Annotated in this window: 9 protein-coding genes; 5 read left to right on the forward strand and 4 right to left on the reverse strand. The window is 68.6% G+C overall.

The window, feature by feature from the left end; translation table 11 throughout:
* Positions 1 to 39: 39 nt before the first annotated feature.
* Positions 40 to 303: a glutaredoxin domain-containing protein gene (locus RMP08_RS06015; RefSeq protein WP_310468086.1), complete on the reverse strand. Its 264-nt coding sequence runs from the start codon at positions 301 to 303 to the stop codon at positions 40 to 42.
* A gap of 97 nt (positions 304 to 400) precedes the next feature.
* Between RMP08_RS06015 and RMP08_RS06020 the strand changes: the two genes are divergently transcribed.
* Genes RMP08_RS06020 through RMP08_RS06030 form a run of 3 tightly spaced genes read left to right on the forward strand, consistent with a single transcriptional unit; the run spans position 401 to position 4103 of the window.
* Entirely contained in the window at positions 401 to 1489 is a 1089-nt protein-coding gene (locus tag RMP08_RS06020; RefSeq protein WP_310468087.1) for a CaiB/BaiF CoA-transferase family protein, read from the forward strand.
* Positions 1486 to 2640: an aminotransferase gene (locus tag RMP08_RS06025; RefSeq protein ID WP_310468088.1), complete on the forward strand. Its 1155-nt coding sequence runs from the start codon at positions 1486 to 1488 to the stop codon at positions 2638 to 2640. Before RMP08_RS06020 ends, RMP08_RS06025 begins: the two co-directional genes overlap by 4 nt.
* Positions 2637 to 4103, forward strand: coding sequence for an aldehyde dehydrogenase family protein (locus RMP08_RS06030; protein WP_310468089.1), 1467 nt, complete (start codon positions 2637 to 2639; stop codon positions 4101 to 4103). The genes RMP08_RS06025 and RMP08_RS06030 overlap by 4 nt, the downstream gene beginning before the upstream one ends.
* On the opposite strand, the gene RMP08_RS06035 is transcribed toward RMP08_RS06030, so the two are convergent.
* Positions 4068 to 4916, reverse strand: a complete 849-nt coding sequence (locus RMP08_RS06035; RefSeq protein WP_310468090.1) for an EAL domain-containing protein — start codon at positions 4914 to 4916, stop codon at positions 4068 to 4070. The two genes, RMP08_RS06030 and RMP08_RS06035, sit on opposite strands and share 36 nt — an antisense overlap.
* Positions 4913 to 5308, reverse strand: a complete 396-nt coding sequence (locus tag RMP08_RS06040; RefSeq protein ID WP_310468091.1) for a response regulator — start codon at positions 5306 to 5308, stop codon at positions 4913 to 4915. Before RMP08_RS06040 ends, RMP08_RS06035 begins: the two co-directional genes overlap by 4 nt.
* A gap of 130 nt (positions 5309 to 5438) precedes the next feature.
* Between RMP08_RS06040 and RMP08_RS06045 the strand changes: the two genes are divergently transcribed.
* Both RMP08_RS06045 and msrA read left to right on the forward strand, forming a co-directional pair.
* Positions 5439 to 6137 (forward strand): PilZ domain-containing protein, encoded by a 699-nt coding sequence (locus tag RMP08_RS06045; RefSeq protein ID WP_310468092.1) that lies wholly within the window; start codon positions 5439 to 5441, stop codon positions 6135 to 6137.
* Between the two features lie 67 nt (positions 6138 to 6204).
* Complete coding sequence (msrA, locus tag RMP08_RS06050) at positions 6205 to 6753, forward strand: peptide-methionine (S)-S-oxide reductase MsrA (RefSeq protein ID WP_310468093.1); 549 nt, start codon at positions 6205 to 6207, stop codon at positions 6751 to 6753.
* Here msrA and RMP08_RS06055 read toward each other — a convergent pair.
* Positions 6750 to 7132: Sua5 family C-terminal domain-containing protein (locus RMP08_RS06055; RefSeq protein WP_310468094.1), on the reverse strand; the 383-nt coding region annotated here is incomplete at its 5' end. The two genes, msrA and RMP08_RS06055, sit on opposite strands and share 4 nt — an antisense overlap.

Here is a 7132-nt window from a genome sequence, read left to right on the forward strand (position 1 = left end):
CAATCCGCGGGTCACCCGTTCCCGCAAAATATCCCGCGATCAGCTCGCCCGGCTGTGCTCTTCCTCGAGGAACGCCGCGAGGTCGCTGCTGCCGCCTATCCGCTTGCCGCCGATGAACACCTGCGGCGTGGTCGCCACGCCATGCTCGGCCTTGAACGCCTCGACTTCGTCGCGCGACTTGAGGATGTGCTCGTCGAGCTGATAGTCGCTCTGCTCGAGCATCTCCTTGGCGCGCACCCCAAACGGGCACTCATGATCGGGCAAAACCATGCGGTAGAGCGTCGCGGTGCGGTCGTCGGCCATGGCGGTCAGTCCTTCTTCCATTTGAAAATCCAATGTTTCAGCCACCCGAAAGTTGCGGCGCTTGTCGATTGGCCGCGGCGCGGTGCATCAGGCGGCCATGGCCGGGCCGCTGACAGGATTGACCATCGTCGAGCTGGGCGGGATCGGCCCGGCGCCGTTCGCCGCGATGATGCTGGCGGATCATGGCGCCGAGGTGATCCGCGTCGAGCGCGCGGGAATGATCGGATTTGCCGGCGACCCGCTGCGGCGTTCGCGGCGGAGCATCTCGCTCGATCTCAAGCAGGACGCGGGGCGCGAGGTGGTGCGGCGGCTCGCGGCGACCGCCGACGGGCTGATCGAGGGCTATCGGCCCGGCGTCATGGAGCGGCTCGGGCTCGGCCCCGAGGCGCTGATCGCGGCCAATCCGCGGCTGGTCTACGGGCGCGTTACCGGCTGGGGGCAGGACGGGCCGCTCGCGCAATCGGCAGGCCACGACATCGATTACCTCGCGATCACCGGCCTGCTTCACGGCATCGGCCCCGCCGAGCGCCCGGTCGCGCCGGTCAATTACCTCGCCGATTACGCCGGTGGCGGGATGATGCTCGCGTTCGGCATGGTCGCGGCGCTGCTCGCCGTCCAGCGCGGCGGCGCGGGGCAGGTGATCGACGCCGCGATGAGCGACGGAGCGGCGCTGGTCGGCGGGCTGACCTATGGCCTCCGCGCGGCGGGCCAATGGTGCGACCAGCGCGAGGCGAACCTGCTCGACGGCGGCTCGCCGACCTACGCGATTTACCGATGCGCAGACGGCAAATTCCTCGCGCTGGGCGCGATCGAGCCGCAGTTCCGCGCGGCGCTGCTCGACGGCCTCGGCCTCGGCATGGAGGCTGGCAGGGAAGACATCGCGGCGGCCATCGCAACCCGCTCGCGCGACGAGTGGGAAACGCATTTCGCCGGCAGCGATGCATGCGTCGCCCCGGTGCTCGACCTCAGCGAAGCCCCGGCCCACCCGCACAACCGCGCGCGCGGCACCTTCATCGACCTCGACGGCGTAATCCAGCCGGGCCCCGCGCCGCGCTATTCGGCGACGCCGTGCGATCCGCCGCATGCGCCGGGCCAAGAAGGCGCGGACGGCGATGCAATCCTTGTCGGGCTCGGCTTTTCCCCGCAGGAGATCGCCGAATTACGCGCTGGAGGGGTGCTCAAGTGAACCCGCTGTACGAGGCGATGCAGGTCAGCGTGTTCGAGCGCATGTCGGGCCTCGCGGCGACGCATCAGGCGATCAACCTCGGCCAGGGATTCCCCGACTTCGGGTGGCCCGACGAAATCCTCGATGCCGCCGCGCGCGCACTGATCGAGCGCTCCAACCAATACGCCCCATCGCGCGGGCTGCCCGAGTTGCGCGAGGCGGTCGCCGCGCATTACGGCCGCCATCACGGCGTCGCGCTCGATGCGGCCAACGTGTGCGTCACCAGCGGCGCGACCGAGGCGCTCGGCGCGGCCATCCTCGCCACGGTCTCGCCGGGCGATGAAGTGATCGTGTTCACCCCCGCCTACGACAGCTACGCGCCGATTGTGCGGCGCGGCGGCGGGGTGGTGCGCGAGATCGCGCTCCAGCCGCCCGGCTGGCGGATCGAGCGCGCCGCGCTCGAGACCGCGATCACCCCCGACACCCGCGCCATCTTGTTCAACAACCCGCACAACCCGACCGGACGTTTCTTCGACGCCGACGAACTCGAGATCATCGCCTCGGCGGCCCGCGAGCACGACCTGATCGTGATCAGCGACGAGGTGTGGGAGCATATCCTGCTCGACGGGCAGCAATTCATCCCGCTGGCGACCCTGCCGGGGATGGCTGGGCGCGTGATCAAAGTCGGGTCAGCCGGAAAAATCTTCTCGCTGACCGGGTGGAAAGTCGGGTGGCTGGTCGCCGCGCCCGAGCTGGCCGGGGTGGCGGCGCGCGCGCACCAGTTCCTGACCTTCGCCACCGCGCCCAACCTTCAGGCGGCGGTCGCATTCGGGCTAACCGACGGCGACGCCTGGATCGCGCCGATGCGCGACCGCTTCGCGCGCGCCCGCGACCGCATGACGGCGGGCCTGCGCACGGCAGGCTTCACCGTGCTCGACGCTGCCTCGACCTATTTCCTGTGCGTCGACCTCGCCGCGTCGGGAATTGCCGCTGACGACGAGGCGTTCGCCGCCGCCGCGGTCGCGCAAGCCGGGGTCGCCGTGGTCCCGCTGTCGCCGTTTGCCGAGGATAACCCTGCTCGCCATCTCGTTCGCCTGTGCTTTGCCAAGCGTGACGACACGATCGACGCCGGGGTTGCGGCGATGGCGCGCGTCAAGGAGCTGTTCGCATGACCCCAGCCGACGAAGCCGCGAACATCCTGCGCGACCTTGGCGTCGACGCCTCGACGGGTGACCTGGTCAGCGCATCGCCGATCGATGGCCAGCCGATCGGCCGCGTAGCGGTCGGCGACGCCGGCAGAGCCGCCGAGCGAGCGCAAGCGGCGTTCCTCGCCTGGCGCACCGTCCCGGCGCCGCGCCGCGGCGAGCTGGTGCGGCTGCTCGGCGACGAATTGCGCGCGGCGAAAGAGCCGCTCGCCCGGCTGGTCACGCTGGAAGCGGGAAAAATCGTCCAGGAGGGCCTCGGCGAGGTCCAGGAAATGATCGACATCTGCGACTTCGCGGTCGGCCTGTCGCGCCAACTCTACGGGCTGGTGATCGCCAGCGAGCGCCCCAACCACCGAATGATCGAGCAATGGCACCCGCTCGGCCCGGTATTGGTCATCAGCGCGTTCAATTTCCCCGTCGCGGTATGGGCGTGGAACGCCGCGCTGGCGTTGGTGTGCGGCGACCCGGTGGTGTGGAAGCCGAGCGAGAAGACCCCGCTGTCCGCCGCAGCGGTGATGGCGCTGGCGCAGCGCGCGCTTGCCAAATTCGGCGATGCTCCCGAAGGCCTTCTGCAATGCGTCCAGGGCGGGCGCGAGGTCGGCGAGGCGCTGGTCGACGATCCGCGCATCGCCTTGGTGTCGGCGACCGGGTCGACCGCGATGGGCCGCGCGGTTGGGCCCCGCCTCGCCGCGCGCTTCGGCCGCAGCCTGCTCGAGCTGGGCGGCAACAACGCGATGATCGTCGCCCCCTCGGCCGACCTCCCGCTGGCCGAACGCGCGATCCTGTTCTCAGCCGCCGGCACCGCCGGTCAGCGCTGCACGACCTTGCGCCGGCTGATCGTCCACGACAGCATCGCCGACGCACTGGTGGCGCGCGTGCGGCAACTGTTCGCCACCGTGAAGGTCGGCGATCCGCGCGACGCGGACACGCTGGTCGGCCCGCTGGTCGATCAGGGCGCATTCGACGCGATGGCGGCGGTGCTCGGCGATGCCATCGAGCCGGTCGAGGCGGTCCCCGGCGGAGTCTATATCCGCCCCGCGCTGGTCGAGCTCGAGCGCCACGAGGGCAGCGTGCTCAAGGAGACCTTTGCGCCGATCCTCTATGTCCTGCGCTACCGCGACCTCGACGAGGCGATCGCGCTCAACAATGCGGTGCCGCAAGGGCTGAGCTCGTCGATCTTCACTAACGACCTCAAGGAAGCCGAGCGGTTTCTGTCCGCGTCCGGCTCGGACTGCGGCATCGCCAACGTCAACATCGGCCCGTCTGGGGCCGAGATCGGCGGCGCGTTCGGCGGCGAGAAGGAGACCGGCGGCGGGCGCGAGAGCGGCTCGGACAGCTGGCGCGCCTACATGCGGCGCGCGACCAACACCATCAACTACGGCGACGATTTGCCGCTAGCGCAGGGCATTCGGTTCGACGTCGCTCCATAGTGCCAGGCTTTCCTCGCCGGTCAGCACCGGCCAGCGCGCGGCGAATTCGACCTGCCACGCTTTGAGCCCCTCGGCGGCGATCGGCGGCGACACCAGATAGCCCTGGACCAAGTCGCAGCCGAGCTCGCGCATTAGCCGCAGCTGGGCGACCGTCTCGACCCCCTCCGCGGTGGAGCTGAGGCCAAGCCCGTGGGCAAGCCCGACGATCGACTGGACGATCAGCCGGGAGTCGCTGGCGGTCACCGCGTCGGCCACGAACGAGCGGTCGATCTTGACCTCGGTGAACGGCAATTGGCGCAATTGCATCATCGACGAGAAGCCGGTGCCGAAATCGTCGATGGCGAGCCCGAAGCCCTTGATGCGAAAACGCGTCAACGTGTCCATCAGCTTGATCAAAGGCTGCGTCGCGCCCTCGGTCAGCTCGAGCACCAACCGCTCGTTAGGCACGCCCAGCTCGGCGCACATCGCCTCGACCATGTCGGGAAAATCGAGCCGCTGCAGGCTGATCGCCGAGATGTTGAAGGCGACGCGCGTGCGCAGGCCGCGCTTCTGCCACGCCACCGACTGGCTCAGCGTCGCGCGCAAACCCCAGTCGGTCAGCGCGTCGATCAGGCCATGCTCCTCCGCCAGCGGCACGAACCGCGTCGGCGAGACCGGGCCCAGCACCGGGTCGTCCCACCGCACCAGCGCCTCGACGCTGGCCAGCGTGCCGTCGCCGAGACTGGCCTTGGGCTGATACGCCATGGTCAGCCCGCCGCGTTCTATCGCGGGCCCCAGCGCGGCCAGCACGGCGGCGTCGCCTGGTTCGCTCATGTGGCGAGCGTCGGCTTCAGTCGCGTCAGCGTTTCCTCGAGGTCCTCGAGCCGCACCGGCTTGGGCAGCGGGCCGGCCATGGTCAGGCCAAGCGCTTCGCCGAGCCGGAAGGCGGATTCGAGCACGCGGCGGTCGAAGCCGCTGATGATCAGCACCGGCGCGGTGAATTGCTGGTCGGCGAGGAAACGCAGCAGCTCGACGCCGTCCATCCCCGGCATGCCGAGGTCGAGGCTGACCATGTCGGGCCTGCTGGCGATGAAGCGGTCGCGGAATTCGCGGTCGTTCGATGCGATTTTGGGCTCGAAGCCGCACTCGCTGGCGGCGTTGGCGAAGAATTCGACAAGCGCCGGCTCATCGTCGATCAGCAGCAGCTCGGGCTGCTTCATCGTCATTCCCGCTCCCTGGGCCTGTCGGGGGGACGACAGTGCGCATCTTTCGCGGGCCTTCGCAACGGCTTTTTAACCCGCCGCGCCCTAGGTTCGCTGACCAATTGCGTATTTCCCCGTGCGGGAGGAACCAAGGATGTTCGGATCACTGATCCGCCGGAAGCCGGCGCGCTCGGCCGTCGACGACGAGAGCGCGTTCGAATCTACCACTTTTTCGCTCAGCACGGCGGTTCCGCGACCGGGCGAACGACTCGACGACCGGGTGCTTCCGATGCTGCGCCTGGCCAAGATGGTCACCCCGCGCGGCGAGCAATTGCTGCGCGTTCGCAACGTCTCGGCCGGCGGTCTGATGGCCGAAACCGTCGCGGTGACCGACGTCGGCGAGGCGGTCGCGATCGAAATGTCGGCGCAGAAGATCCCCGCCAGCGTGGTGTGGATCCGCGACGGCATGGTCGGGTTGAAGTTCGACAACAATGTCGACCTTGGCGAGCTGCTCGCCGGGCGCAAGCCGCGCCACGGTTTCCGCGCGCGCCCGCCGCGGCTGGAAGTCGGGTGCAAGGCGTCGCTCAAGATCGGCAAGCTCTATTACACCGTCGACGTCCACGATATCTCGCTCGGCGGGATCAAGGTCGAGCCGGTCGACGAATATTGCCTCGGCAAGCAGGTCGTCGTGGTGGTCGAGAGCCTGCGGCCGGTGCGCGGCGAGGTGCGCTGGTACTCCGAACGTCGCGCCGGCATCCTGTTCGACACCCCTTTGACCTTCGAGGAGCTCGCCGAGTGGGTCGGCAAGCGGCTCGAGCTGGCCAGCCTCAAGGCGAGCTTGCGCAAGAACTAGCCGCCTCCGCTCGCAAATAGGCGCGCGCAATCCTATCTTTGCTCCAACTTCAACGATGGAGCGGACGATGGCGCAGCAAGTAGCAATATTCGCGGGCGGATGTTTCTGGTGCACCGAGGCGGTGTTTCTCGATGTCGCCGGGGTCGAAAAGGTCGAGAGCGGCTACACCGGCGGCGAGGTCATCAACCCGACCTACAAGCAGGTGTGCGGCGGCGACACCGGACACGCCGAGGCGATCCGCGTGACCTTCGATCCGCACGTGATCAGCTACGCGCAATTGCTCGAAATCTTTTTCGCCACCCACGATCCCACCCAGCTCAACCGCCAGGGCAACGACGTCGGCACCCAGTACCGCTCGGCGATCTTCCCTCTGGATGCCGAGCAAGAAGCGCAGGCGCGCGCCGCGCTGGCCACCGCCAACGAGGAGCAAGGCGGCCGCGTGGTGACCACCATCGAGCCCCAAGGCGAGTGGTACCCGGCCGAGGATTATCACCAGGATTATTGGGCCAACGAAGGCCAGCGCAATCCATACTGCATCGCAACCATCCCGCCCAAGCTTCGGAAATTGCGCAAAAGTTTCCAGGCGCGACTGAAAAACGCGGGCGCCAACGCCTAGCGCGGGGCAGCGCCGCGGGCGAGGCGGTCGTTGATCGCCGCGCCGAGCCCGTCACGCGGCACCGGCGCGACCGCGATGCGCGGCTTTGGCGACTCGTCAGCGCGGTGCAGCAGGTCGAACAGGTTCGCCGCGGCTTCGACCAGGTCGCCGCCCGCGCTGAGCGACGCATTGCCCGCAACCGGGCCGAAGCCGATCAGATATTCGTCCGCCTCACGGGTTAGCGCATCGAGCCGCAGCGGCTTGCCCGGCGCGTAATGGCTGGCGAGCTGGCCCGGGGCTTCGATTTTTCCGGTATCGGCCAGTTCCGCGGCGATTTCGATCGGGCCGGGACGCAACAGGCGCAGCGGCCCCCCGGTGGCGCCTATAATCGTCGATTCGA

The sequence above is a fragment of the Sphingomonas sp. genome, assembly GCF_031426035.1.
GTDB lineage: Bacteria > Pseudomonadota > Alphaproteobacteria > Sphingomonadales > Sphingomonadaceae > Sphingomicrobium.

Bases quoted from the DNA above. Each gene is read 5' to 3' on its own strand.
- RMP08_RS06020 (WP_310468087.1), top strand. From the start codon at position 401: ATGGCCGGGCCGCTGACAGGATTGACCATCGTCGAGCTGGGCGGGATC.
- RMP08_RS06015 (WP_310468086.1), bottom strand. From the start codon at position 303: ATGGCCGACGACCGCACCGCGACGCTCTACCGCATGGTTTTGCCCGAT.
- RMP08_RS06045 (WP_310468092.1), top strand. From the start codon at position 5,439: ATGTTCGGATCACTGATCCGCCGGAAGCCGGCGCGCTCGGCCGTCGAC.
- RMP08_RS06040 (WP_310468091.1), bottom strand. From the start codon at position 5,308: ATGACGATGAAGCAGCCCGAGCTGCTGCTGATCGACGATGAGCCGGCG.
- RMP08_RS06035 (WP_310468090.1), bottom strand. From the start codon at position 4,916: ATGAGCGAACCAGGCGACGCCGCCGTGCTGGCCGCGCTGGGGCCCGCG.
- RMP08_RS06030 (WP_310468089.1), top strand. From the start codon at position 2,637: ATGACCCCAGCCGACGAAGCCGCGAACATCCTGCGCGACCTTGGCGTC.
- msrA (WP_310468093.1), top strand. From the start codon at position 6,205: ATGGCGCAGCAAGTAGCAATATTCGCGGGCGGATGTTTCTGGTGCACC.